Genomic DNA, 24,336 nt, shown 5'->3' with positions numbered 1-24,336 from the left:
CACCACTCCTCAGTCAAACGAATTCGCACTTTCGCCACCGTTGCGATTAAGCACGCAGGCGTAGGCATGATCGGCAATATGCCGGGTTTCAGGGGCGCCCCCGCTGCGGCACGCCGCCAGGGCGAAGGGGCAACGGGGGTGGAAGGCGCATCCCGCCGGGCGGGCGATCGGGCTTGGCGGTTCCCCGCTCAGCGGCCGGGCCGGCAGGGGGCGATCGGGATCGATCTCGGGAATGGCAGCAATCAGCGCAGCGGTGTACGGATGGCGCGGTTGGCGAAACACCGCCTCCACCGGCCCCTGCTCAACGATGCGGCCCAGGTACATCACCGCCACGCGATCGCACAGCCGGCGGACAATCGCCAAATCGTGAGCGATGAACAAAATCGCCAGGCCCATTTTCTCGCGCAGCGTCATCAGCAGATTGATGATCTGCCCCTGAATAGACACATCCAGCGCCGCCACGCACTCGTCGGCCACGATCAGCCGCGGTTCGATCGCCAGCGCCCGGGCGATCCCCGCCCGCTGGCACTGGCCGCCGCTCAGGGCGTGGGGCCGCCGGTTGCCATGCTCCGGCCGCAGCCCCACCTCGATCAACAGTTGATCAACCCGCGCGGGTATCTCGCTTTTCAGCGCTTTGCGGTGCACGCGCAGCACCTCGGCCAGGCTTTCGGCAATGGTTTGCCGGGGATTGAGCGAGGCGAAGGGATCCTGAAAAATCATTGCCGTTTGCTGGCGCAGGCGCGCGATATCACTGCGCAAACCGCCGCTGATCACGTGGCCGTCGAAATATACGCGGCCGGCGCTGGCCGGCTCCAACTGCAAAATGGCGCGCCCCAGCGTGCTTTTTCCGCTGCCGGATTCCCCCACCAGGCCCAGCGTTTCACCGGCCCGCAGTTGCAGGCTCACTTCGCTCACCGCATGCAGCCGGCGCGTTTTCACGCCAAGGCCGCCAGCGATCGGGAAACTCACCGACAGCGCGTCTATCTCCAACAATGGCCAGTTCGCATTCAACATGCTTCCTCCGGTATAGACAATCGCCCCAACGGGTGGTGGCAGGCCGCCAGATGGCCGCCGCCGCTCAGTGCTGCGCGCATCGGCGGTTGCCGTTCCCCACAGCCCGGCGTTGCATGGCGACAGCGCGGATGAAACCGGCACCCGGTGGGGAAATGCTCGACCACCGGCGGCTGGCCGTCGATGGTCAGCAGCCGGCCGTGGCCCCCTTCGCTGGACGGCTGGCAGTCAATCAGCCCCTGAGTGTAAGGATGCAGCGCCCCCGCCAGCACCTGGCGCTTGCCGCCGATTTCGCACAGGCGCCCGCCGTACATCACAGCGATGCGATCGCAGGTTTGCGCCACCACGCCAAGATCGTGCGTAATCATGACGATCGCCACACCCAGGCTATCGCGCAGTTCGGCCAACAAACGCAAAATCTGCAGTTGCACCGTGACGTCCAGCGCCGTGGTGGGTTCATCGGCGATCAGCACGTTAGGCGCCGGCGCCAACGCCACCGCGATCATCGCGCGCTGGCGCATGCCGCCTGAAAACTCGTGGGGATAGTTGTTCACCCGCTGCGACGGATCGGGAATGCCCACCTGGCGCAGCAGTTCCACGGCATCCGCCCGCGCCTCGCGCCGGCTGGCGCCCATATGCAGGCGGCGGCTTTCCGCAATGTGTTCACCGATGGTCATGATCGGGTTCAGGTGGCTGGAGGGGTTTTGGAAGATCATGCCGATCTCGCGCCCGCGGATCGTCGCCATTTGGCGTTCATGCAACGCCAACAGATCCTGCCCGTGCAAACGCACCTCTCCGCCGCTGATGGTCAGCGCATCGGGCAGCAGGCGCATCAGGGCACGGCACGTCACCGTCTTGCCCGATCCGCTCTCGCCAACCAGCCCCAGCATCTCACCGGCGGCAACCTGGAAAGAAACGTCGTCCACCAGCGCGCTCCCCTGCCGGTTGGTCACCCGCAGGTGTGAAACCTGTAACAACGTCATCGGCGTTCCCCCAACTTATCGCCCAGGCCATCGGCCAGCAGGCTAAAACCCATCGCCAGCGTCACAATGGCCAGCCCGGGGAAAGTAGTGATCCACCAGGCCGTGGTGATAAAACTTTGCCCTTCCGCCACCATCACGCCCCACTCTGCGGTGGGCGGTTGCACGCCCAGGCCGAGATAGCTGATGGCCGCACCGTTGAGCAGCACCAGCACGCAGTCGGACATGGAAAACACCAGCGTGCTGGTGAGCGCGTTAGGCAACAGATGCACGAACAGAATGCGTGGGTGGCTGTAACCCAGGCTGCGCGCCGCCAGGATGAAATCCTGGTGTTTCAGCGTCAGGACCTGCGAGCGCACCAGGCGCGCATACGACACCCACCCCACCATCGCCATGGCAATGTAAAAGCTGAGCAGGCCGGGGCCGAAAATGGCGATAATCGCCAGCATCAGCACCAAAAACGGGAAGGCCAAAACAATATCGATAACCCGCATCAGCACCGTATCGATCAGCCCACCGGCGTAGCCGGAAAACGCGCCCAACGTGGTGCCGAGGATAAAGGGGAAGATCACCCCGATCAGGCAGATCTGCAGATCCACCCGCGCGCCCCACAGCACGCGCGAAAAAATATCCCGGCCAAAGTTGTCGGTGCCGAACGGGTGGGCAACGCTGGGCGGCAGCAGGCTGGCGGCCGGATCCAACGCCGTAGGATCGAACGGGGCGATCCACGGGGCCAAACACGCCAATAGCCCCCACAGCAGGATAATCGCCAGGCCGCAGCTCAACGTATGCTGGCGCGGCAGCCAACGCCCCGCAACGCGCGGCAATACGCGGATCAGGCTCATAGCTTGACCCTCGGATCCAGCGCCACGGTGATCAGATCGGCCAGCAGGTTGATGGTGGGGATCAATGAGTTGGGCATCACGTGCCGCCAGAAAATCCGTGCGCCCGGCTGGCCGCGCGCCTGGGCGGCGGTAACGTAATCGCTGCGCATTTCCATGATCAAGCTGGCCCGCAGGTTGCGCGTGAGCACCGCAGACAGCGCCAACGCAACCGTCATGCACGGCAACACCATGTGATGCAATTGCTCAAGCCAATCTGCGCCATAGCCGGAAACCGGGAACCAGCCGAGGGTGACGCTGAACAGCAGGATCATCATGATCCCAAGCCAAAAGGCCGGGAACCCCAACCCGCCGGTGGAGAACAGGCGGATCAATTGATCGGCCAGCCGCCCCTGCCGTCGTGCCGCGGTGGCCGCCAACGGCACCGTCAACAGCAACGCCAGCAGCACGCTGCCGCCGATCAGCCACAGGGTGGGTTCCATGCGGGAAACGATCAGCTTCAGGGTATCCACCCGGTAAACGATCGATCGCCCCAACTCACCGTTGAGCAAATTACGCAGGAAATAAAAATACTGCAGCCACAGCGGCTGATCGAGGCCGAACTGCGCGCGCACGCGCGCCAGCGCGGCCGGGGTGCTGCGCACGCCGAGCAGAATGCGCGCCGGATCGCCGGGGATGCTGCGCACCATCACAAAGGTCAGCACACTAATGCCAAACAGCACCGGCAGCAGTTGCAACGGCCGGAACAGCAGAAAACGATAACGGTGCATGCTCACCCCCTTACCGCACGCCGGCGCCGTGCTTCCTGATGGTGCAACGCCGCACAATAGCCATCATCGGCGATAGCCTGTGGTTTATCAGGCTGGATCTCATGCCACATCATTCCCCCTGCGGATAACGGCCGCACACGGCGGCACTGGACCTATTCTTACGCTACCCGCGTAACGCCGCAGCGGGTAGTTAGTAAAAATGCTAGTTTTCAGGCCCCATGCCGTTGCCACGTGGCACCTGAATTGCATGGGTCAGGGGAACACGTTTGCACGATCCGTTCCCAAAACGTGGCAGACGATGCGTTTTTTGGAGGGTTATGATGAGCATCAAAATTACCCCATCCCCCACCGCCCACGGCGATACGCTGGCCCAGGCCTTTGCCGGGCTGTATCAACAGACGTTGCGGTTGGGGTTTGACGCGATGATTTATGACTTTACGCCGGTGCCGCGCTCTCTGGAGGGCGATCTGATCACGCCGGCATTGCTGCAAATGCACAATGTGCCGGACGATATGCGTGCGCTGTGGTGTGAACAGGGGTATTACCAGGCCGATCCGGTGCAGGTTTATGCGCTGAAAACCTGCGCGCCGTTTGTCTGGTCTTATCAACACCCGGAGCAAACCGCGCTCCAGATTGTGCTGGAGAAACAGCACCAGCCGGTGCAGGACTATATGCGCGACAACCAGATGCCCTGCGGCGCCACGGTGCCGCTGCATCTGCCGCACGGCGGTTTTGTCACCATCACCGGCATTACCAGCGGCGCCCAGCAGGAACAGGCGCTGAATGAAACGCTGGCCGAGTTGAGCTTTATCGCCCATGCGTTCCAGGAATCGGTGTTCCCGCTGTTTGATAAAGAGCTGCTCACCTGCCAATACGTGCGCCTGAGCAAACGTGAGCGCGAATGCCTCTCCTGGGCGGCAGAAGGCCTGACGGCCAAGGAGATCGCCCGCAAGCTGCACCGTTCGGTGGCCACCGTCTGCCTGCATCTGAATACTGCTGCCCATAAGCTGGGCGCCAGTAACCGAGTTCAGGCGGTGGTGCGCGCCATGCACTATCGGCTGCTCGATAGCTGAAAATCTATCTATTTTGCTAGCTGTTCGATCGGGCTGCGCTGTTTTACCTTGTCGCCATCTCCACGCACAGGGAAAACGTTATGTCCAGCATCCGCGAAGGCTATGCTCCATTCCGGGATTACCAGACCTGGTATCGTATCTGCGGCGATTTGCACAGCGGCCTGGCGCCGCTGGTAGTGGCCCACGGCGGCCCCGGCTGCACCCATGACTATGTCGATGCTTTCCGGGATATCGCCGCCAGCGGCCGCGCCGTCATCCACTACGATCAGTTAGGCAACGGCCGCTCGACCCACTTGCCGGGCAAACCCGCCAGCTTTTGGCAGGTGGCGCTGTTTCTTGAGGAATTGAACAACCTGCTGCACCATTTGGGCATTGCCGATAACTACGCGCTGCTCGGGCAATCCTGGGGCGGCATGCTGACGGCCGAGCATGCGGTGACGCGGCCCGCGGGCCTGAAGGCGGCGGTGATCGCCAACTCCCCGGCATCAATGGCGCTGTGGCTGCAGGCGGCGGCGCGCCTGCGGGCCGCATTGCCGCCGGAGGTGCAACAGTGCCTGCTCACCCACGAAGCCGCCGGCACCTTGACCAGCGAAGCCTACCGCGCCGCCAGCCAGGTTTTTTATCAGCGCCATGTTTGCCGGCTCGATCCGTGGCCGCCTGAAGTCACACGTACCTTTGCTGCGATGGATGCCGATCCCACCGTGTATCATGCGATGAACGGCCCGACGGAATTCCATGTGATCGGATCAATGAAAGACTGGAGCATTATCGATCGCCTGCCGGCGATCGCCGTGCCGGTGTTGTTGATTTCCGGCCGCTTTGATGAAGCGGCGCCAGAGGTGGTGCAACCCTACGCCGATCTGATTCCAGATAACCAATGGGTGATCTTCGAGGCTTCCAGCCATATGCCGCACGTCGAAGAGCGGCAAGCCTGTATGCAAACCGTTAGCGCGTTTCTGGCGCGCCATTGTTAGGAAAGCGCGCTCACTGCAGCATCCAGCGCCTTGTCGCCGATCAACAACGCGCGCTGCCCAATATTGCCGCAGATTTCGCCCAAACTTAACAATGTGCCCGCCCCGCGCAGAATGTGGGCCGGGAAAATAATAGCTTGTGTTTGCATGTCATCCTCTTCAGTCACGAGCACGGTTCAGCAAGCTGACCCATGCGCTGATATCCGCGTTATTTTCCATGTCCATACCACACGCCCATAACGCCTGGGCCTGTTGCAGCGGTAACGGCCTGGATGCCAGCGACAAGAACTTGTCGCAAAGTTCACGATCGCCAATCGGATTAGCCGGGTTACCCCACGCCACCTCCACGCACCGCGACACACGGGCACCATGGCGGGTCTGCAAGGTGACCACCGGCTCACCGTCGCTGGACAGTGCAGGATCTACCCGCAGTGTTATCCGGTTCATGACGGCCAGCAGCGCAGGATCCCGCCGGTTCGCCTCCTCAAAGGCATCCAGCCCGGCATGCCCCAGCAGCAAACGCGCCGCTACCGCATATGGCAGGCTCATTTGCGCCGCCGCCAGCGTCTGGATATGCGTATTACCGCACATATCATTGAGGAACGGGCAAAGACGAACTTCTATTTTTTCAATCTGGTCGAGATCGACCTGCAATTGCTCAAACAGCAGCCCTGCGGCATCGATCGCCGCATGTGTGCCACGGCAGGAGGCATAGGGCTTAATCGAACAACGCAACAGTTTCCATACCTGGCCCAACCCATCGGTCAATGCAGCAGGTACGGCACTCTTCGCCGCCAGCGTGGAAAAAAAGCAGCCCCAGCCATCATTAAACAATGCACTTGGCCCGGAGATCCCCTGTCTGGCGCAGAGCACGGCCAGGACACCGCCTTCAGCGGCGCGCCCGGCATGCAATTTTTTGCTCTGCGCACCGTCATGGATGAACCCCCATAGGCCGCCGCTAAAACTGCCGGCAATCCCCAGAGCCGAGCTGATCTGCTGCTTATCCAGCCCCAGCAACCGGGCAGCAGCAGCAGCAGCGCCGAACACCCCGCAGGTGGCGGTAGAATGCCAGCCCGCACCGTTATGCGCCGCATAGCCGCCACAGGCCTCCAGTACACGCCGCGCGATATCGTAGCCAATCACCGTCGCCAGAATAAACTGCCTGCCGCTAACCGGTTGTTCACACAAGGGTAATACGGCCAACAGCGCCGGGATCACGACCGCCCCCGAATGATCGCAACCGCCGGTATCGTCCAGCTCCAGCGCATGGGCAGCGACACCGTTAAGCAGGGCCGCATTACGCGGCGAGGTGGCGTTCCCGGTTCCCCAAACCAACGCGGTGGGCGCCGCGCCTTCGCTGGCGATAAGCCGGGCCATATCCTGCGCAACGTCGCTGGTTATCCCGGCCAGCGCCGCGCCGAGCGTATCGAGAATATGCCGTTTGCAGCGTGCGACCAGCGCTGGAGGTAAATCGCCGTATTGCACACCGAAAATAAAATCCACCAGCGTTTGCTGCGGATTGGCAAGGGGGGAGTGTTCACTGCACAGGGAAACATCAGGCATGTGGCGCCTCCTTACGGTTGGCGGCGTGCATGGCGTCGCCCCCTGGGCCGGTATGTCGCCGCCAGACTTCCGCCGGGTGTGAAGGGCTGTTATCCGGCTGGCTTTGCCGCCACCAGTCAGCCACTTCCCCGGCAGTGGTGATCCACACGTCAGGCCGCAAGGCGATGTAATCCAGCAACGCCGCCAGCACGCCGATACGCCCAGCGGTACCGATAATTTCAGGATGCAGACGCAACACATAGCACAAGCCAAAGCGATAGAAGCCGTCAAAATCCATTTTCATATTGCCCAGTGTCTGGCTATAAGAGGCGATGCGCGACTGGGCCGGTGGTACGGCAGGGCTAAGGTTAAAAGCGAAATAGGGCTCGTCTTCAAGCTCGTAGTGCAACGGCAGTTCCACCAGCCGATCGGGCCTATCGGCGGTGGTAACCGTGTGAAAATACGGGAGATCGTCACCGCGCCAGCCAGAGGTCCAACGCACGCCATTGGCAAGCAAGGCATCCGGCAGGCCTGGGGCCCAGTTGCCGGCGGGCAGGCGGAAACCTTGGGGCATTAAGCCGGTTATCTCACCGATCGTTTCCCCGCCGCGCACGACACTGTGAATTTGCTCATTCAGCGTCAGTTCATCAAAACGCTCAAATTGGTAGCCACAGCCGGCCAGTTCATGCCCAGCCTGGTGGATCTGGCGAACGCGTTCAGGATGCTCATGGGCGACAATGCCCGGCAGGCACCAACTGGCCGTGATGTTTTTCTCCGCCAGCAAGGCCAACAGACGATCGATGCCGCGCAGCGTACCGTAGCGCCATACCGACAAGGTTTTTTCACGCCCGGCCACCGCCGGAACCTGGCTAAGAATGCCGTGGATATCATTGAAATCAATGGTGACCACCACCGCACAGCGCTTGCCCTGCGGCCAGTGGCTTTCCGATAGGGGATGTTCAATATGCATCGCCATGCTCCTGCAGCCACCAGCGCGCCACGTCTCTGCAATGGGCAAACCACACGTCGTTCCGCGTGCACAGGTGATTAAAAAATTGGTCGAGCAACATAATGCGGCCCGGTTTGCCGGATATTTTTGGATGAAACAGGGTCGTCAGGCTCAACCCTTCATTCATGGCGCCGTCAAACTCACGGCACCAGTTATCCAGCGTTAATGCATAGCTGGCCGTACGATCCAGCCCGGAGGGAAAGTTGGGCTCGCGGGTATAGGCCAACGAGGCATAATCATCCATCTCCCAACGGCCGGGGATTTCCACCAGTTGCCGTTCCTTTCCGGCGACGCCGATCAGATAAGGCCGATCGTCGCCGCGCATACTACTGGAATAAGTTACCCCGGCCTCCAATAACATGGCTGGCGTATCCGGGTGCCAATCGCCTGAAGGGGTGCGAAAACCTTCGGCATGAATGCCCAGCACCTGCCAAAAAATATCCCGTGACTTTTCCATCACCCAGCGCTGCTCGCTGGCGCTCAATGCGTAAAAAGATTCATGCCGGTAGCCGTGATAGGCCACTTCATGCCCTTGTTCGACAATCGCCCGGCATTCCTGCGGCCAGTTTTCCACTATCCAGGCCGGCACAAAAAAGGTGGCGGGCAACTGATAGGCGCGCAGCAAATCCAGAATACGCCCCAATGCCCGGAACGGGCCGTAGCCGCCGAAAGTGAAATAGTCCGCTTTTTGCCAGATGCTGCCATTGAGCATCGCGTCGCCGGTAGGGCCATCAAGATCAAACGCCAACGCCATGCAGCCCATTTTCCCCTCTGGCCAGAGGGTTGATATTGCAGACATGATGAGTTTCCCGTTGTGTGGGCCGCACAGCCGGGCAGCTTATGCGGCAACCTCGGTTTGCGGTTATTTACCGCTGTTGATGGTGACGTCACTCACCGCACCGTCCTGCATGCCCCATTTGGTCAGGATCTGGAGATAGGTGCCATCGGCAATCATCGCGGTCAGTGCGCCTTTCACGCCGTCAATTAACGCCGTGTCGTCTTTGCCGATACCGATGCCCGTCACCTGATAGGCGAATGCCTTACCCAGTGGTTTATAGGTATCTTTCTCCAGGTTCATGATGTAAGGCAGGGTTTCACTGCCCTGCACCACGCCGTCAATACGGCCCTGGCGCAGTTGCGTGCGCGCATCGGCCGTCCCTTCAGCACCTACCACCACGATGGCCGGCTTGCCTGCCGCTTCACAATGGGCCTTACTCCAGGTGGCAATTTCAGCCGGAAAGGTGGTGCGCCGGCTGGTACCGACTTTCTTGCCACATAAATCCAGCATTTGGTTAATTTCTTTATGGGCAACGGTGGTATAGAACTGCGGGCCGCTGTGGTAGTAATCGACAAACGTGACGACTGACTGCCGGGCTTTGGTGTCGGTCATGCCGGAGAGGATCATATCAATACGTTTGGTGGCCACCGCGTTGACCATCTGTTCAAAGCCGATTTCATGCCAGCTGATTTTACGGTTCAGGCGTTTACCAATCTCCATGCCAAGATCGTAATCCATGCCGGTAAGCTGGCCGGTCGCCGGATCTTTAAATTCCAGCGGCGGGTAATTAGGCATCATGGCAACTTTGATTTCATCTTTCTGCGTTAACTCCGCGGCGCAAACCGTCTGGACACCAGCCAATGTGCTGAGCACAATGCCAGCGGTGAATACGGACAACAGCGTTTTTTTCATCGTCGTTTTCTCATCGTTAAGGTGATTAAATCAGGACGGCAGAAATAAAATTCTTCGTCCGCGGATTCTGTGGCTGGAGTAGAACGTCTTCGGGATTACCGCTTTCAATGATGCTGCCCTCGTCCATAAATACCACGCGATTGGCCACTTCGCGGGCAAAGCCCAGCTCATGCGTCACCACAATCATCGTCATGCCTTCTGCGGCCAGGCTGCGCATCACCGCCAGAACTTCACCCACCATCTCGGGATCGAGAGCGGAAGTCGGCTCGTCAAACAACATCAGCTTAGGCTTCATCGCCAGCGCCCGGGCGATGGCAACCCGCTGCTGCTGCCCGCCGGACAGTTCAAGGGGGTAAGCATCAGCCTTATGGGCCAACCCCACCCGCTCAAGCAGGGCCATCGCTTCTTCTTTTGCTTCTTTCAGAGGGCGCAAAAGCACCTGGGTTGGCCCTTCAATAATGTTTTCCAGTGCGGTTTTATCGGGAAACAGGTTGAAGCGCTGGAATACCATGCCGGTCTTGAGCCGCTGGCGTGAGATTTGCCGATCGTTGAGGGGGTAGAGTTTTTTCCCTTCGATGCGAAAACCGATCAGTTCGTCGTCCACCCAGATACCACCGCTATCGATGCGTTCCAGCTGGTTAACACAACGCAAAAAGGTACTTTTGCCTGAACCGGACGGGCCAATGACGCACATCACTTCACCGTATTTCACGTCCAGGTTGATGTTTTTCAGCGCCTGGAAATCGTCAAAATACTTATTCACGTTGACCGCTTTGATAATGCTTTTCATCCACAGCTCCTCCGGTTAATGACTGCGGCGCTGAGTGCCACGCCCGAAATGACGCTCCAATTGCCCTTGCCCAAGCGACAACAGAGTGACTACCGCCAGATACCAAATGCCGGCGACAAACAGCAGTTCCATCACTCGCGCATTCGCGAAATAAATGGTTTGGGCGTTATAGAGCAGTTCGGAATATTGGATCATGCTGGCCAGGCTGGTGGTCTTGACCATGCTGATAAATTCGTTACCGATAGGGGGAATAATGACCTTCATCGACTGCGGTAAAATAATGCGCCGCAGGGCATGCAGGCGGGTCATACCGATGGCTTTCGCCGCTTCGTACTGCCCCAGATCCACCGACAGCAGGCCGGCGCGCACCACCTCCGAGGTATAAGCCCCCTGATTGATGCTCAGCCCCAGTAGCGCCGCGGTAAATGGCGTCATCAGATCGACGGTGTTGATACTGAATACGCCGGGTATGCCCAACACCGGGAAAATCAGCGCCAGGTTAAACCAAAGCAATAGCTGCAAAATCAGCGGAGTGCCGCGAAATATCCAGGTATATCCCACCGCCACGGCACTTAGCACTGGGTTTTGCGACATACGCATCACCGCAATGATCACGCCGAAGATAACGCCCAACAGCATCGCTAAAATCGACATCACGATGGTATTCACCAGGCCAAACAGAATGGCCTTCGCGGTCAGGAATTGTCCGACATAGCTCCACTCGATTTTCCCGTGGGCAAAGGCGTTAACCAACAACGCCAACAGCACCAGAATGATCGCTGACGCGGTAATCCGCCCGTAATAACGCCGGGGCACATGATGGTACTCACTTAAATCGCTGTTGATGGGCTGCTCACCGCCCGGATGACGAAGATGGGTCATACGTTGCTTCCCCCGTTATGAACATGCGGTAGTTATCGTCAGGCCGGTATATTCCGCTACCCAGGCTGCCTGCGCCGCCAGCTTGCCCCGCAAACGAACGATTTGTTCTCTGACCCGCGCAGGTGCGGTACCGCCCCAGGCGCTGCGGGCGTTAATCGCCGCTTCAAGCGTCAAACATTCACGCACATCGCCCGTCAGGCGGGGATCAACCTCGGACAATTGCCGATCGCTAAGCTGATGCAGCGCCAGTTGGTGCTGCTCGCAAATTTGCACCAACCGGCCAGTGATTTCATGAGCTTCTTTGAACGGTACGCCGCGGCGTGACAGCCAGTCCGCAACTTCCGTCGCCAGGGTAAATCCTTGCGGCGCTTGCTCGCGCAACCGGGCAACGTTGACGCTCATGGTGTCAATCATGCCGGCCATGGCAGGCAGAACCAGCAACAGCTGCTCGACGGTATCCATGGCATTACGTTTATCCTCAATCAGATCGCGGTTGTAAGAGAGCGGCAACCCTTTCATGGTGCTCAACATGGCCGTCACGTTGCCGATCAATCGACCGCTTTTACCACGCGTTAATTCGGCAATATCCGGGTTTTTCTTTTGCGGCATAATCGAGCTGCCGGTGGCGTAGCCGTCATCAAGCGCCACCCAGCGAAACTGGCGGGATGCCCACAGGCACACTTCTTCACACAAGCGAGAAAGATTGACGGCCAGCATCCCGCCGGCAAACAGAAACTCCGCCACGTGATCGCGGCTGGCGACGGCATCGATTGAGTTTTCACAAACGCCGTCATACCCCAGATCTTTCGCCGCCAATTCAGGATGCATAGCGATAGCCGATCCCGCCATAGCAGCCGCACCCAATGGGGAAAAGGCACAGCGTTTATCCCAATCCTGAATACGCTCCACATCCCGGGCAAAAGACTGGGCGTGAGCCATCAACTGGTGGCCGAATACGATAGGTTGAGCCTGCTGTAAATGCGTAAAGCCAGGCGCAATGCTTTCAGTGTGCCGTTCCGCCTGCGCCACTAACGCCGTTTGCAATGCCAGCAGTGCAGCAACGATTTTGCGTGCGTTGTCACGCAGGTAAAGCCGCAAATCGTTGGCGGTCTGATCGTTGCGCGAGCGGCCAGCGCGCAATTTGCCACCCAATTCCCCCAGCCGTTCGGTCAACACACGTTCAACAAAAGTATGCACATCTTCATCGTCCGGGCTGGGTTGCAGCGTGCCCTGCTGATAATCCTGTGCCAGTTGACCGATGGCCGATACCATCAGCCCCGTCTCATGTTCGTCCAATAACCCTGCGCGCTGCAGCTCATACGCATGGGCACGGCAACCTTCCAGATCATAGGCGGCGAGAGAAAAATAGGCCTCGGGGCTGCGGGACAATGCGCTTAGCGCTGCAGATGGGCCGTGTTTAAAACGCGCCCCCCAAAGGCGATCTACCGGATGTGACATAACATATTCCTTCTCTTATGGCATGGATGTTGCAACCTTTCACTGGTGACAACCGGGTTAATATTTAGCGGCAGCAAATAAGGCACCCAAGCGATCACGCAATAACGGGACAAAAAAGATGATGCGGTTAAATTAATAATGGAGAACGTATATGCGGGGGTAAATATTTATTATGGAAAGTCAACTTTCCAAATCCGGAAACACATCATCATGCCGAGGTGATATTAATCAGCAGACCATAGGCGTCGCAGATTTAAAGCTTCTTAAGGTATTCAAAACGGTATTCGAGGCCGGAGGATTTACCGCAGCCTGCGGTGAGCTAAATATCGGCCTAGCGGCTATCAGTAAGCAAATTTCTGATTTAGAAGTGCGTTTCGGCATGAAACTTTGCACGCGTGGGCGCGAGGGATTTTACCTAACCGATCACGGTAAAATAACCTACAGCGCATGCCTTGATTTGTTCTCATCGATTAATCAATTCCGCGACAAATTAAACAATGCACGGCATGAGTTGTTCGGCGAATTAAATATCGGCATTATTGATAACACCATTACCGACCGGCGATCGCCCGTCGTTAGCGCCCTGCGCACCATACACGGCCAGGCGCCCAAGGTTAGTGTGCGCCTACATGCTACGCAACTGGAGGAGATCGAACGCGGCGTGATCGATGGCCGATTTACCTGTGGCATTATTCCTGTCTACCAGGAAAAACCAGATTTAGATTACTTTTTCCTTTATGATGAAATCGCGTACCTGTGTTGTTCAAATCAGCATGAACTGTTCTCGCTGACGCCGGATGAATTAACCTTTGAACGCATCGAAAACGCTAGCCTGGTCAATCATTTTTATACCAACCACAGCCATAAGAATCCTGCTTTACATTTTTCCTCATCCAATGCGATTGCCGTTCAGGTCGAAGCCGTGACCATGCTAATCCTGACAGGGAATTATATCGGTTTCTTACCCGATCACTATATTAATGGTTTCGCTGCCGATGGGGAAATTAAAGCTTTGCTACCAGATGCCATTAGCGTTAAGACCCCCATTAATCTTGTGGTAAAACGCGGTACAGCACTAAATTCGGTGGTTAAATTATTCCTCAATGCATTGAAAGATAGGCCATCAACCGCTGCACCAGTGGAAGCGAATCACTGACTTGCCTCACGGCGCACCAACAGGTGCACCGTGAATAAACATCCGATGCAAAACAGTGCAACCCCGTATCCCCCAGCTTCCCGCTGGGGCAAGGTGAGCAGTACTGTCAGGCGCGCCCTTCGTAACCATCGTAGTAGGCCGCGATGGCTTCATTCATCAGGACATTCTTTTGCTTTTGTGAATCGCTGGAGCTGTATTCGGTATTGATAAAGCGCTGTTTTCTTTCCCACGTTTTGGCAAACTCAGGGCTGCGGAAATAATTTTCTTTCGCCTTTGCCTGCTGCGGCGTTAATCCGTTGGCGCGGTCTTTTTTACCCTCCTGGTAAAACTGATCAAAAAACGGCACGCTCATGCGGATCGTATCCGTAATTAGCGTCCTGGAGTTGGGATCAAAATGATCGCTATCTATCTGATAGATGGCATGTTTTGCATGCCGCTCCGGGCTGCTGGTTTGCGTGGTGCAGGCACACAGCAATGCTGCTGCCAGTAACAAGGTGAGGTTATAACTTGTGTTATTCATTTTTATCCCTAAATAAAAACCATTATCTCCTGGAACATACGTTTTACTGCGCAGGCTAACCGCCTGTAACTCAACAACGTCAGAGATACCTTTGATATGAAAAACCACATCCCCAGTGATGCGGCTTTATATTTCAGCACAAGTGGAAAATATTCGCTCATCAAGGAAAATAAAATTCCACTTGGGAAATATTATATACATATCGCCAAACAACGAATACTGAGTTAATCCCTTTTTTGATTATTTTAACGTAAGCCGAAAACAAACCGGCAGGAATCATCATGAAGCGCTCAAACGGCAGAATGCGCCGCCACGGTGCATTCTGCCGAGCTTTGCCACAAAACCCCTTGGTACACCCGCATAGCAGGCTGGCACGGATATTGCTGCACTGTGGCATGACCGATTTCATTGCCATGGGGTGTATCGCAGACCATGCCGCCAAACACGATCAAGAGCGTCTGCCCTTACTGTGGGGTAGGCTGCGGCATTATTATCGACGTCGCAGACAACCGGGCCATCAAGGTCACGGGCAATAAGCAGCATCCCACTAATTTTGGCCGGCTGTGCACCAAAGGCAGCACCTGCATCCAGGCCATTGCGGGCAGCGGGCGGCTTGAACACGCCTATCTGCGCAACGAGCACCAGCATGAGCCGGTGAAAGTGGCGATGCGCCACGCCATCACGGAAACCGCCCGCCGTCTGCGCGCCATTATTGATACCCACGGCCCGGACGCGGTGGCAATGTATGTCTCTGGCCAAATGTCGTTGGAAGCCCAGTATCTGGCTAATAAGCTGATCAAAGGCTTTATCGGCACCAACAACATTGAATCCAATTCGCGCCTGTGCATGGCCAGCGCCGGCAGCGGCTATAAACTTTCGTTAGGCGCAGACGGGCCGCCGGGTTCCTACCAGGATTTCGATCGGGCCGATGTGTTCTTCGTGATTGGCGCCAACATGGCCGACTGCCACCCTATCCTGTTCCTGCGGATGATGGACAGGGTGAAGGCCGGTGCAAAACTGATCGTAGTGGATCCACGCCGCAACGCGACGGCAGACAAAGCCCACCTCTTTTTGCAGATCAATCCCGGCACCGATCTGGCCCTGCTCAACGGCCTGCTGCACCTGCTGGTGAAGAACGGCCATACCGATGATGATTTTATCGCCCGCTATACCGAAGGTTGGGAAGCGATGCCCGCTTTCCTGGAAGACTACTCACCGGATAAAGTGGCTGCGATCACTGGCCTGGCGGAAGCCAATATCCGCCAAGCCGCGGCGTGGATCGGTACGGCGCCGGAATGGATGAGCTGCTGGACCATGGGGTTGAACCAAAGCACCCACGGCACCTGGAATACCAACGCCATCTGTAACCTGCACCTTGCCACCGGTGCCATATGCCGCCCCGGCAGCGGCCCCTTTTCGCTCACCGGGCAGCCCAACGCCATGGGCGGGCGGGAAATGGGCTATATGGGGCCGGGCTTGCCCGGCCAGCGTTCAGTATTGGCCGAGCAGGATCGCTCTTTTATCGAAGAACTGTGGGGCATCCCCAGCGGAACGCTGCGCACCGACAACGGCGGCGGCACCATCACCCTGTTCCAGGATATGCAACAGGGCAAAATCAAGGCCTGCTGGATCATCTGCACCAACCCCGTCGCCACCGTGCCCAACCGGAAAAACGTCATCGCCGGCCTGCAGGCTGCGGAGTTGGTCATCACCCAAGACGCGTTTCTTGATACCGAAACCAACCGCTACGCCGATATCTTGCTGCCTGGCGCGCTGTGGGCCGAAGCCGAAGGTGTGATGATCAACTCCGAACGCAACCTGACGCTGATGCAAAAAGCCATCGAACCGCCCGGCGACGCCATGCCGGACTGGCAAATCATCGCCGAGATCGCCTGTGAAATGGGTTACCGCACCGCGTTTAGCTATGCCGATTCATCCGCGGTTTTCGAGGAAATCAAACGCACCCGGAACCCGAAAACCGGCTATGACATTCGCGGCGCCAGCTACGCCAGACTGCGCGAAACCCCGTTGCAATGGCCCTGCCCGCCGAATGACGAGCAGGACCGGCACCCGATACGCTATCTGAATACCGGCGTCAGCCAAACGCTGAAGGTGAGTGAAACGGGCGAACGCCCAAACATCGTGTTCGCCACCGCCAGCGGCAAAGGCGTTTTTCTGCCGCGCCCCCACATGCCGCCGGCGGAAATGCCGGATGCGGATTTTACCTTCGTACTGAACACCGGCCGCCTGCAGCACCAGTGGCACACGCTGACCAAAACCGGGAAAATCCCCACGCTGAACAAGCTCAACCCCGGCCCGTTCGTTGAGATTCACCCTGAAGACGCCACGGCGCTCGGCATTCACAATAAAGATCCGGTGGCGATTACTTCGCGCCGCGGGCGGGCGGTGCTGCCCGCCGTCGTCACCGACCGGGTACGCCCCGGCAACTGTTTTGCCCCCTTTCACTGGAACGATGTCTTTGGTAAGGAGCTGGCGATCAATGCGGTAACCAGCGATGCCATCGATCCCCTGTCGCTCCAGCCTGAATTCAAATTCTGCGCCGTCTCCCTCACGCGCGTTGCAGAAAAACCATCAACCCCCTATCCGGACAGCGAGAACAATGGCGTTCTTGCGGCCAACCACCAGGCAAGTGCCAGCGCGGGCACATCGGAGAATCAAACCAGAGTCCTCGATATGAAACACATCGACGCGCTGGCCACGCTTCTCGGCCTTGATACCGCGCCTGCCGTCTCGCTTGAGGCGCATGAAAAAATCTATCTCCAGGGTTACCTGGCCGCGCTGCGCACCGATGCCGCACGCCAGGCCGGCGGCGTGCCGGTGTTGCCGGCGACCGCACCGTTTGAACCCACCAGGCGGTTATTGATCGACGGCATGTTGGCCGGCCTGTTCGCCCGCACCTGGCTGGCTGAAGGCAGCAACGCCGGCACAGCAGCCTTGCCGTCCCCCGTGGACAGCGCCCCCGACAGCACACCGGCCGTCACCCTGCTTTGGGCTTCGCAAACCGGCAATGCGGAAGAATTTGCCGGGCAATGCGCAGCGAAACTCAAAGCGGCGGGCCACCAGGTGACCTTAGCCGACATGGGCGACGTACAGCCGGGCGATCTGGCCGCCGCTTCGCAACTGCTGCTGATCACCAGTACCTTTGGCGATGGCGATCCACCGGACAACGGCAGCGCGCTTTGGGCTGCCTTACAGGCCGACAACGCCCCACGGCTGGAAAACACGGCTTTCGCCGTACTGGCATTTGGCGACTCAAGTTACGATCAGTTCTGCGGCTTTGGCCGCAAACTGGATGAGCGGTTGGCCGCACTGGGGGCACAACGCCTGCTGGCCCGCACCGATTGCGAACCAGACTATCAGGCTACAGCCAACGCCTGGCTGGCTAGCCTGTTGCCGGTGTTAGCGAACGTCACCCACGACGAAATGGCGCTCGCCACAGCCACTGTTGTAGATTGCGCCCCAGCGTCGGATACGGCGGCACCGGTCGCCGGGTTCAACCGCAACGCCCCGCTGCATAGCCGGTTGATGACAAACCGCCTGCTGAACGCGCCCGGCGCAGAAAAAGAAACCCGTCAATACGCCTTCGATTTAGCCGGTAGCGGCCTGCGCTACGAAGCGGGCGACGCACTGGGCGTTTTGCCACGCAACTGCCCGGCGCTGGTCGACGAACTGCTGACTACCATGCGCCTTGCCCCCGACGCGCTGGTCAACGTGGCGGATCGCGGCGAGATGCCGCTGGCGCAAGCGCTGGAAAATCATCTGGATATCGTGCGCATCACCCCCGATATCCTGCAGTTCGTTAATGAACGCGCCGGCAGCGATTGGCTGGCCGCGCTGCTGCACGACGAGCAAAAAGAGGCGCTGAAGCAGTGGCTGTGGGGGCGGCAGATCGTCGATCTGCTCCAGGCCTGCCCGATACAGGCCAGCGCCACCGAGTGGCTGACGGTGCTGAAACGGCTGCAACCGCGGCTGTATTCGATTGCCTCCAGCCCCAAAGCGACGCCGGATCAGGTGCATTTAACCGTTTCGACCGTCCGTTACGGCCAGGGGGATAAACGCCGCGGCGGGGTATGCTCCACTTTCCTGGCCGACCGTGCGGCGCAGGCCGAGATCCCCATCTTCGTGCAGAAGTCTGCGCATTTTAAACCGCCCGCCGCCCTGGATGCGCCGATGATCATGGTCGGCCCCGGTACCGGTGTCGCCCCATTCCGCGCCTTCCTGCAGGAGCGCCAGGCCACCGGCGCAACCGGCAAAAACTGGCTGTTTTTTGGCGAACAGCGCGCCAAAACGGATTTCTACTACCAGGAGGAGTTTACCGCACTGCAGCAAAACGGTTATCTGCACCGGCTGGAGACGGCGTTCTCACGCGATCAGCAGGAAAAAATCTATGTTCAACATCGGATGCTGGAGCACGGCGCCGAGCTGTGGGCATGGCTGCAACAGGGGGCGTATTTTTATGTCTGCGGCGATGCCGGGCGTATGGCCAAAGACGTGGACGCCGCGCTGCGCCAGGTGGTGCAGGAACACGGCGGCATGAAGGCGGAAGCCGCCGCGGAGTGGGTTACTCGGCTGGCGCAGGAAAAGCGCTACGTGCGGGATGTTTATTAGACGGTGCCCCTCATTCATTATTTGATGGAAGACAATGCCATTGGTGAGTGGAGCACGGGTGTGGAAGCCATTGAAGGCGCCGAACGGCGGAACGTAGCATAGGCGAAACCGCCAGGACGACGGTTTCAGGCGAGACAGGCAGGGACGCCTGTCGTAGCCGGCCGTTAATGCGCAGTGACACAGTGAGGGTAGCCGCGCAGCGGCCGCCTGATATGGCGTAGGCGCGGGGTCGTTAGGGGCCGCGCCCCGGCCCCTAACTCGGGCGCGGGCTACAGTGCCACAAAAAACGACCGAGTTATAGCGACCGAAACCCTCTCGGTTAGGGCAAAAAACGTTGCCGCCCCACCCCGCTACCACCAGCGAAAAACTTAGTCCAATCCATTCAAATTGCTAACCGAATCGCGAATACGCAACTCCGTGGCAAAATCATACGAATCCGTCGCCTCAATATTCACCCCAATACGCCGCAACAACAACGTCGCCGCCGCGCGGCCCATCTCCCGCCCAGGTTGGCGCACCGTCGTCAACGGCGGATGCATATGGCTGGCCTGGGCAATATCATCGAACCCCGTGACGCTAATATCCTCTGGAACGCGCACATACTGCTGCTCGCAATAGCGGATAAAACCAATCGCCATCAGATCGTTAGCGCACATCACCACGGTGGGGCGCTGTTCCACCGGCATCGCCAGCAGGGTTTGCGCCGCATACCGACCGGCGGCTTCGGTATAATCGCCACGGATAAACGGCACCGAATCCGGCGCGATATTCGCCTCGAAAAACGCCTCGCGGAACCCGGCCTGCCGTTGCTCGCTGGTCCACAGCCCCTGTGGGCCGCTGACCATAAACAACCGCCGGTGCCCCTGCGCCAACACATAGCGCGCCAACTCGCGCGCGCCGATCAGGTTCTGCGAGCTGACAAACGGGATATCAACGCCGGGCAGGCATTCATCGACGAACACCACGACGTTTTTATCCGCCAACTCCAGCAGCGAAGGGCTGGGCAACCCGGTGCCGGATAAATAGATCACACCGTTCAGCCTTTGGGTACGCAGCACCTTGGCGTAATACGCTTCCCGCTGCTTATCCGACCAGGTGATGCACATCACCAACAGGCAATCGATATTATCCAGCACGCTCTGTATCCCTTCGGCGATATCGGTAAAAAAGGCGTTGCTCAGATCGGGCACGATAAAACCAATGGAGGAGATACGCTGATACTTCAACCCGCGGGCGGCGCTGTTCGGTTCGAAGTTGAGTTCGGCGATGCAACGCAGCACGCGCTCGCGGGTGGCCGGCGCAACCGGCCGTTGGCTGTTATTGATTACGGCGCTGACGGTACCGACGGAAACCCCAGCCAAACGCGCCACGTCACGTATGGTGCACTTTGCCTTGGGTTGCGGGGTCACTTCCTTTGTCATGAAAAATCCTGTGTGCGGTCAGTTGAAAGGCGACATTATACACAGCGCACGGCGTGGGGCAGGACTGACCTGGGGTTGGTGTGGTTCGCCGGCGCGGGGAGGTTAATCGCGATATCGCGCCCAGAAGCGGGCCCGTGACGAAGTGCGCCATGGCGTAATGAGGTATTCCAGCAGCATCACCAGCATAAAGCTGAACACGCCAAGCAGCGCCAAAAAGGCAATAGCGGCGAACGTACCCGCCGTATTCAGCCGCGAGTTAGCCTGCAGAAGATACGCCCCCAACCCGCCGCTGGTAGACGCCGTCCACTCGCCGATCACCGCGCCGGTAACGCTGAAGGTAGCGGACAGCTTCAGCGCCGAAAACAGCGGCGTGTAGGTTGCCGGCAGCTTAACGTAGCGGAACACCGCCAGGCGCGAACCGCCCATGGATTTCACCAGATTCAGCATATCGCGATCGACCGAACTCAGGCCGTCCAGCACGTTAACCACCACGGGAAAGAAGACCACCAGCGCCACGATCACCAATTTGGGCGCCAGGCCAAAGCCCAGCCAAATGGTGAGCGCGGCGGCAATGGCGATCACCGGCACCGCCTGGCTGGCGATCAGGATCGGGTACAGCACGCTGCGCACCGCCCGGCTGCTGTCCATCAAAACGGCGAACAGGAAACCGGCGCCGGCGCCAAGGCAAAAGCCGAGCATAAACGTGGTGAAGGTACCGACGAAACCCTGCCAGAGCACAGCCCAATCAGCCCAAATATGCTGCCAGGTCATGGCCGGCGAGGGCAGCACATACGCTGGGATAGCATAAAAACGCACTAGCGCGCCCCAAACCAGCAGCACCAAAACCAGTGCGACGCAGGGCCCCAGAACAGCCAGCAGCAGTTTTTTTGGACTACGCATCGGCGCTGGCCCCCTGCCCGGCGAAGATAAGTTGCAGAATCTCTTTTTTCAACGCGCTGAATCTACTGCTGGTCAGGCTGGCCATGGTTCTTGGCCGTGCAATACCGACCGGCAACACGCTGTGTATTTTGCCCGGCCGCGGCGACATCACCACCACGCGATCGGCCAGGTAAATGGCTTCGTCGATATCGTGAGTGACGAAAATCACCGTGCGACGCTGTTCCTGCCAAACCTGCAGCAACCATTGCTGCATCGACAGCCGTGTTTGCGAATCAAGCGCGCCAAAGGGTTCATCCAACAGGATCACGTCGTACTGCATGGCGAGGGTGCGCATCAGAGCGACGCGCTGGCGCATACCGCCGGACAGGGCGGCCGGGTAGTGGTTGATGAACTCGCCCAGGCCGTAGCGTTGCGCCAACCGAGCGCCTTCGGCCCGCTGCGCGCGGCTGGCGCCGCCTTTCAGCGTCGCGCCGAGTACAATGTTCTCGAGCACCGTCATCCAGGGCAGCAGCAGATCTTTTTGCAGCATATAGCCCACGTGCCCCGCCTGCCCGGTGATGTTCTGATTATCAATCAAGATCTGCCCGTCATCCGGCGCCAGCACGCCGGAGATCAGGTTAAACAAGGTGCTTTTTCCGCAGCCGGAAGGGCCGACAATACAAATAAACTCACCGGTGCCGACGTCCAAATCTGTGGGCGCCAGCGCCGTCATCGTGCCGAAACGTTTGGTCACCTGCCGAATTGACAGCTTAGGCGCAGGCATAGCTTTCCTCATCATGCACCGTGTGGTGAAGTCTTCGGGCCTACAGAACGGTGCAGCAATCCCGGCCAAACCACACGACGTCTTCCACTTTAACCGCCATCTCATCACGCAGCGCAAACGGCTCGATGGCCCAGGCGCCCCACATTGGGCTGGCGTTGTCGGCATCGATAAAACCGTGGGTATAGGCGGCCCCGGCGCTAAGGGAGTGGCCGATGTTGCCCAGTAAATCCAGTAAGATAAAGCCTTCGGCGGCCAGGCGTTCTGCGGTCATGGCAAACAGTTCATTGGCCGGCATGCCCGGCCGGCAACGGCTAAGCATGGCATGATGAATCGCTTGCAAATCGTGCAACGCGGCCTGTGCCTGCGGCGCATCGCCGACGATGGCCGTGCGCGTGCAGTCCCCCCAAAAACCCTCTTGCGTAATCGGGTGGACATCGATAATCACAATATCCTGCTCGGCGGCGATCTGTTTGCCGGGGCCTTGCGTGGGGAAACAAACCCTGGCGTTTTCCCCGGCGCCGACGGTGGTGATAGTCCAGACCCCGGTTGCGCCGTGCCGGTGCAGATACTCATGCACCTGTTGTTCTATTTCCGCTTCGCTGATCCCCACTTTAGCCACGCTGACGCCGAACTGTGCCGCCGCCCGCGCCAACGCCTGTGCTCGGCACAAGCCCGGCGGCGCGCTGGGCGCGACATCCGGCCCCGGCCGATAGGCCCAGGCGGGTTTCATCGAAAACGAAGCGGCCATAAAGGGTTCCCTGGTGTTGGTGTATTTGGTGTTTTAAACGTAATAAATCTAATTAATTATTCTGGTAAATACTTATTCGTGAAGTACTGCTCTGCCGGCAGCGTTTCTTTCACGATTTTTTGTGCCTGTACGGCAGTTAACAATGCATTCCAGCTATTAATATTTTGCGCCAGCGCAGCGCTATTGACCGGTGACAGCAGCGGCGTGGTGTCGTGCCACTGTTGCCGGATAAACGCTTCGTCATACGCTTTGCTGTAGGTTTTAGTGAAGGCGTTAACGGCCTCATCTGGATGATCGACAGCGTAAGCGATGCTTTTTAACGTGGCGCGCATAAACGCCTTGGCCAACTGCGGGTTTTGCTCAAGCCACTTTTGGTTGCCGGCCAGCATCAGCACCGGTGCGTTCGGCACGCCATTATCAATGGCCGGGATGAACTCCGTTTGCATATTGCCCGCGGTAACCATACCGGTGCCTTCGGCGTTGGTCAGGCCGGTAATGGCGTCCACCCGTTTTTGCAGCAGCAGCGGCACGGTATCATCAGACGCGATCACGATCTTGACATCGTTCAGGCTCAGCCCGGCGTGCTGCAACATCATCGCCAGTTGCGCCTGCGTCCAGGCATCGTTGTAAGCGCCGATGGTTTTACCTTTCAGCGCCGCCACGGTGTACTTTTTCCCCTGCGGCGTGATGATGCCCCAGTTATTGTTTTTGCCGTAGCGAGCGATGGAGACGACCGGCGCGCCCTGCTCTTTGGCGAAAACGATGTCCATCACGGTGGTAAAGGCGACGTCCGCCCGGCCGGTGCCCAGATACTTCATGGTATCGGCAACCGTCGGTGGCGTGACGATGTTCAGATCGATGCCTTCATCCGCGTAGAAACCTTTGTCTTTCCCCAGGATCCAAGGGATCCAGAATCCGTCCGCCACCGGCCATTCCTGAACGAAGGTAACCGGCGCCAATGTGCGGGGGGCTGCCGATACCATCGGCACAGTGACATTAGAAAAAATAACACTTCCTATCACAGCGATACCGCACAACCATAAACGCCCTTTCATCCTTGCAATCCTGTTTTTCTGTTGATAAAACTGCTGAACCCGGCAATATTGAACCGGTTCAACCGTTCATGTCAAATATATTTACCCCACACCCTATCCATTGAATATCAATAATAAATTCATTGA

At 58.5% G+C, this 24,336-nt stretch carries 21 protein-coding genes and 1 pseudogene; 4 read left to right on the top strand and 18 right to left on the bottom strand.

What is annotated here, in order from left to right; translation table 11 throughout:
* Positions 1–9 precede the first annotated feature (9 nt).
* The 4 genes and pseudogenes from AC559G_RS01580 to AC559G_RS01565 all read right to left on the bottom strand — a co-directional run.
* Positions 10–1,014 (bottom strand): ABC transporter ATP-binding protein, encoded by a 1,005-nt coding sequence (locus AC559G_RS01580; protein WP_498910776.1) that lies wholly within the window; start codon positions 1,012–1,014, stop codon positions 10–12.
* Entirely contained in the window at positions 1,008–1,994 is a 987-nt protein-coding gene (locus AC559G_RS01575) for an ABC transporter ATP-binding protein (protein ID WP_498910774.1), read from the bottom strand. Before AC559G_RS01575 ends, AC559G_RS01580 begins: the two co-directional genes overlap by 7 nt.
* On the bottom strand, positions 1,991–2,836 hold the full coding sequence (locus AC559G_RS01570) for an ABC transporter permease (protein ID WP_498910772.1): 846 nt from the start codon (positions 2,834–2,836) through the stop codon (positions 1,991–1,993). Before AC559G_RS01570 ends, AC559G_RS01575 begins: the two co-directional genes overlap by 4 nt.
* A 38-nt stretch (positions 2,837–2,874) precedes the next feature.
* Positions 2,875–3,603, bottom strand: a pseudogene (locus AC559G_RS01565) (ABC transporter permease); the annotation flags it as partial.
* Positions 3,604–3,920: 317 nt separating this feature from the next.
* Here AC559G_RS01565 and AC559G_RS01560 point away from each other — a divergent pair.
* Positions 3,921–4,676 carry a helix-turn-helix transcriptional regulator gene (locus AC559G_RS01560; protein ID WP_413541348.1) on the top strand — a complete coding sequence of 252 codons (756 nt, stop codon included), beginning with the start codon at positions 3,921–3,923 and terminating at the stop codon, positions 4,674–4,676.
* Between the two features lie 80 nt (positions 4,677–4,756).
* Complete coding sequence (locus AC559G_RS01555; RefSeq protein WP_498910769.1) at positions 4,757–5,650, top strand: alpha/beta hydrolase family protein; 894 nt, start codon at positions 4,757–4,759, stop codon at positions 5,648–5,650.
* Here AC559G_RS01555 and AC559G_RS01550 read toward each other — a convergent pair.
* The 8 genes from AC559G_RS01550 to argH all read right to left on the bottom strand — a co-directional run bounded on the left by AC559G_RS01550 (position 5,647) and on the right by argH (position 13,018).
* On the bottom strand, positions 5,647–5,796 hold the full coding sequence (locus tag AC559G_RS01550) for a hypothetical protein (protein ID WP_498910767.1): 150 nt from the start codon (positions 5,794–5,796) through the stop codon (positions 5,647–5,649). The two genes, AC559G_RS01555 and AC559G_RS01550, sit on opposite strands and share 4 nt — an antisense overlap.
* Before the next feature lie 10 nt (positions 5,797–5,806).
* Positions 5,807–7,210: an MmgE/PrpD family protein gene (locus AC559G_RS01545; protein WP_498910765.1), complete on the bottom strand. Its 1,404-nt coding sequence runs from the start codon at positions 7,208–7,210 to the stop codon at positions 5,807–5,809.
* Positions 7,203–8,159, bottom strand: coding sequence for a polysaccharide deacetylase family protein (locus AC559G_RS01540; protein WP_498910763.1), 957 nt, complete (start codon positions 8,157–8,159; stop codon positions 7,203–7,205). Before AC559G_RS01540 ends, AC559G_RS01545 begins: the two co-directional genes overlap by 8 nt.
* Positions 8,149–8,997: a polysaccharide deacetylase family protein gene (locus tag AC559G_RS01535; protein WP_498910761.1), complete on the bottom strand. Its 849-nt coding sequence runs from the start codon at positions 8,995–8,997 to the stop codon at positions 8,149–8,151. The genes AC559G_RS01540 and AC559G_RS01535 overlap by 11 nt, the downstream gene beginning before the upstream one ends.
* 63 nt (positions 8,998–9,060) lie before the next feature.
* The gene (locus AC559G_RS01530; protein WP_498910759.1) at positions 9,061–9,888 is read right to left on the bottom strand and encodes an ABC transporter substrate-binding protein; all 828 of its coding nucleotides are present in this window, start codon (positions 9,886–9,888) and stop codon (positions 9,061–9,063) included.
* Positions 9,889–9,913: 25 nt separating this feature from the next.
* Entirely contained in the window at positions 9,914–10,678 is a 765-nt protein-coding gene (locus AC559G_RS01525) for an amino acid ABC transporter ATP-binding protein (protein ID WP_498910757.1), read from the bottom strand.
* 15 nt (positions 10,679–10,693) lie between these two features.
* A complete protein-coding gene (locus AC559G_RS01520; protein ID WP_498910755.1) occupies positions 10,694–11,560 on the bottom strand; it encodes an amino acid ABC transporter permease in 867 nt (288 codons plus the stop codon).
* Between the two features lie 15 nt (positions 11,561–11,575).
* The gene (gene argH, locus AC559G_RS01515) at positions 11,576–13,018 is read right to left on the bottom strand and encodes an argininosuccinate lyase (RefSeq protein ID WP_498910753.1); all 1,443 of its coding nucleotides are present in this window, start codon (positions 13,016–13,018) and stop codon (positions 11,576–11,578) included.
* A gap of 172 nt (positions 13,019–13,190) precedes the next feature.
* On the opposite strand from argH, the gene AC559G_RS01510 reads away from it, so the two are divergent.
* Positions 13,191–14,174, top strand: coding sequence for a LysR family transcriptional regulator (locus AC559G_RS01510; protein WP_498910751.1), 984 nt, complete (start codon positions 13,191–13,193; stop codon positions 14,172–14,174).
* Between the two features lie 106 nt (positions 14,175–14,280).
* Here AC559G_RS01510 and AC559G_RS01505 read toward each other — a convergent pair whose 3' ends face one another.
* Positions 14,281–14,802, bottom strand: coding sequence for an Exc2 family lipoprotein (locus tag AC559G_RS01505; RefSeq protein ID WP_498910749.1), 522 nt, complete (start codon positions 14,800–14,802; stop codon positions 14,281–14,283).
* Between the two features lie 324 nt (positions 14,803–15,126).
* Here AC559G_RS01505 and AC559G_RS01500 point away from each other — a divergent pair, with 324 nt between their 5' ends.
* Positions 15,127–19,323 carry a bifunctional nitrate reductase/sulfite reductase flavoprotein subunit alpha gene (locus AC559G_RS01500; RefSeq protein WP_498910747.1) on the top strand — a complete coding sequence of 1,399 codons (4,197 nt, stop codon included), beginning with the start codon at positions 15,127–15,129 and terminating at the stop codon, positions 19,321–19,323.
* Between the two features lie 368 nt (positions 19,324–19,691).
* Here the strand turns inward: AC559G_RS01500 and AC559G_RS01495 are convergent, their stop codons facing one another.
* The 5 genes from AC559G_RS01495 to AC559G_RS01475 all read right to left on the bottom strand — a co-directional run bounded on the left by AC559G_RS01495 (position 19,692) and on the right by AC559G_RS01475 (position 24,081).
* Positions 19,692–20,744, bottom strand: a complete 1,053-nt coding sequence (locus AC559G_RS01495; RefSeq protein ID WP_498910745.1) for a LacI family DNA-binding transcriptional regulator — start codon at positions 20,742–20,744, stop codon at positions 19,692–19,694.
* 102 nt (positions 20,745–20,846) lie between these two features.
* The gene (locus tag AC559G_RS01490; protein WP_498910743.1) at positions 20,847–21,644 is read right to left on the bottom strand and encodes an ABC transporter permease; all 798 of its coding nucleotides are present in this window, start codon (positions 21,642–21,644) and stop codon (positions 20,847–20,849) included.
* A complete protein-coding gene (locus AC559G_RS01485) occupies positions 21,637–22,407 on the bottom strand; it encodes an ABC transporter ATP-binding protein (RefSeq protein WP_498910741.1) in 771 nt (256 codons plus the stop codon). Before AC559G_RS01485 ends, AC559G_RS01490 begins: the two co-directional genes overlap by 8 nt.
* Before the next feature lie 40 nt (positions 22,408–22,447).
* Complete coding sequence (locus tag AC559G_RS01480; RefSeq protein WP_498910739.1) at positions 22,448–23,155, bottom strand: M24 family metallopeptidase; 708 nt, start codon at positions 23,153–23,155, stop codon at positions 22,448–22,450.
* Between the two features lie 56 nt (positions 23,156–23,211).
* Positions 23,212–24,081 carry an ABC transporter substrate-binding protein gene (locus AC559G_RS01475; RefSeq protein ID WP_498910737.1) on the bottom strand — a complete coding sequence of 290 codons (870 nt, stop codon included), beginning with the start codon at positions 24,079–24,081 and terminating at the stop codon, positions 23,212–23,214.
* Between the last annotated feature and the right edge of the window lie 255 nt (positions 24,082–24,336).

The organism is Gibbsiella greigii, assembly GCF_039540155.1.
GTDB lineage: Bacteria > Pseudomonadota > Gammaproteobacteria > Enterobacterales > Enterobacteriaceae > Gibbsiella > Gibbsiella quercinecans.
This window is presented reverse-complemented; position numbering and strand designations above follow the sequence as displayed.

Bases quoted from the DNA above. Each gene is read 5' to 3' on its own strand.
- AC559G_RS01580 (WP_498910776.1), bottom strand. From the start codon at position 1,014: ATGTTGAATGCGAACTGGCCATTGTTGGAGATAGACGCGCTGTCGGTG.
- AC559G_RS01575 (WP_498910774.1), bottom strand. From the start codon at position 1,994: ATGACGTTGTTACAGGTTTCACACCTGCGGGTGACCAACCGGCAGGGG.
- AC559G_RS01570 (WP_498910772.1), bottom strand. From the start codon at position 2,836: ATGAGCCTGATCCGCGTATTGCCGCGCGTTGCGGGGCGTTGGCTGCCG.
- AC559G_RS01560 (WP_413541348.1), top strand. From the start codon at position 3,921: ATGATGAGCATCAAAATTACCCCATCCCCCACCGCCCACGGCGATACG.
- AC559G_RS01555 (WP_498910769.1), top strand. From the start codon at position 4,757: ATGTCCAGCATCCGCGAAGGCTATGCTCCATTCCGGGATTACCAGACC.
- AC559G_RS01550 (WP_498910767.1), bottom strand. From the start codon at position 5,796: ATGCAAACACAAGCTATTATTTTCCCGGCCCACATTCTGCGCGGGGCG.
- AC559G_RS01545 (WP_498910765.1), bottom strand. From the start codon at position 7,210: ATGCCTGATGTTTCCCTGTGCAGTGAACACTCCCCCCTTGCCAATCCG.
- AC559G_RS01540 (WP_498910763.1), bottom strand. From the start codon at position 8,159: ATGCATATTGAACATCCCCTATCGGAAAGCCACTGGCCGCAGGGCAAG.
- AC559G_RS01535 (WP_498910761.1), bottom strand. From the start codon at position 8,997: ATGTCTGCAATATCAACCCTCTGGCCAGAGGGGAAAATGGGCTGCATG.
- AC559G_RS01530 (WP_498910759.1), bottom strand. From the start codon at position 9,888: ATGAAAAAAACGCTGTTGTCCGTATTCACCGCTGGCATTGTGCTCAGC.
- AC559G_RS01525 (WP_498910757.1), bottom strand. From the start codon at position 10,678: ATGAAAAGCATTATCAAAGCGGTCAACGTGAATAAGTATTTTGACGAT.
- AC559G_RS01520 (WP_498910755.1), bottom strand. From the start codon at position 11,560: ATGACCCATCTTCGTCATCCGGGCGGTGAGCAGCCCATCAACAGCGAT.
- argH (WP_498910753.1), bottom strand. From the start codon at position 13,018: ATGTCACATCCGGTAGATCGCCTTTGGGGGGCGCGTTTTAAACACGGC.
- AC559G_RS01510 (WP_498910751.1), top strand. From the start codon at position 13,191: ATGGAAAGTCAACTTTCCAAATCCGGAAACACATCATCATGCCGAGGT.
- AC559G_RS01500 (WP_498910747.1), top strand. From the start codon at position 15,127: ATGCCGCCAAACACGATCAAGAGCGTCTGCCCTTACTGTGGGGTAGGC.
- AC559G_RS01495 (WP_498910745.1), bottom strand. From the start codon at position 20,744: ATGACAAAGGAAGTGACCCCGCAACCCAAGGCAAAGTGCACCATACGT.
- AC559G_RS01490 (WP_498910743.1), bottom strand. From the start codon at position 21,644: ATGCGTAGTCCAAAAAAACTGCTGCTGGCTGTTCTGGGGCCCTGCGTC.
- AC559G_RS01485 (WP_498910741.1), bottom strand. From the start codon at position 22,407: ATGCCTGCGCCTAAGCTGTCAATTCGGCAGGTGACCAAACGTTTCGGC.
- AC559G_RS01480 (WP_498910739.1), bottom strand. From the start codon at position 23,155: ATGGCCGCTTCGTTTTCGATGAAACCCGCCTGGGCCTATCGGCCGGGG.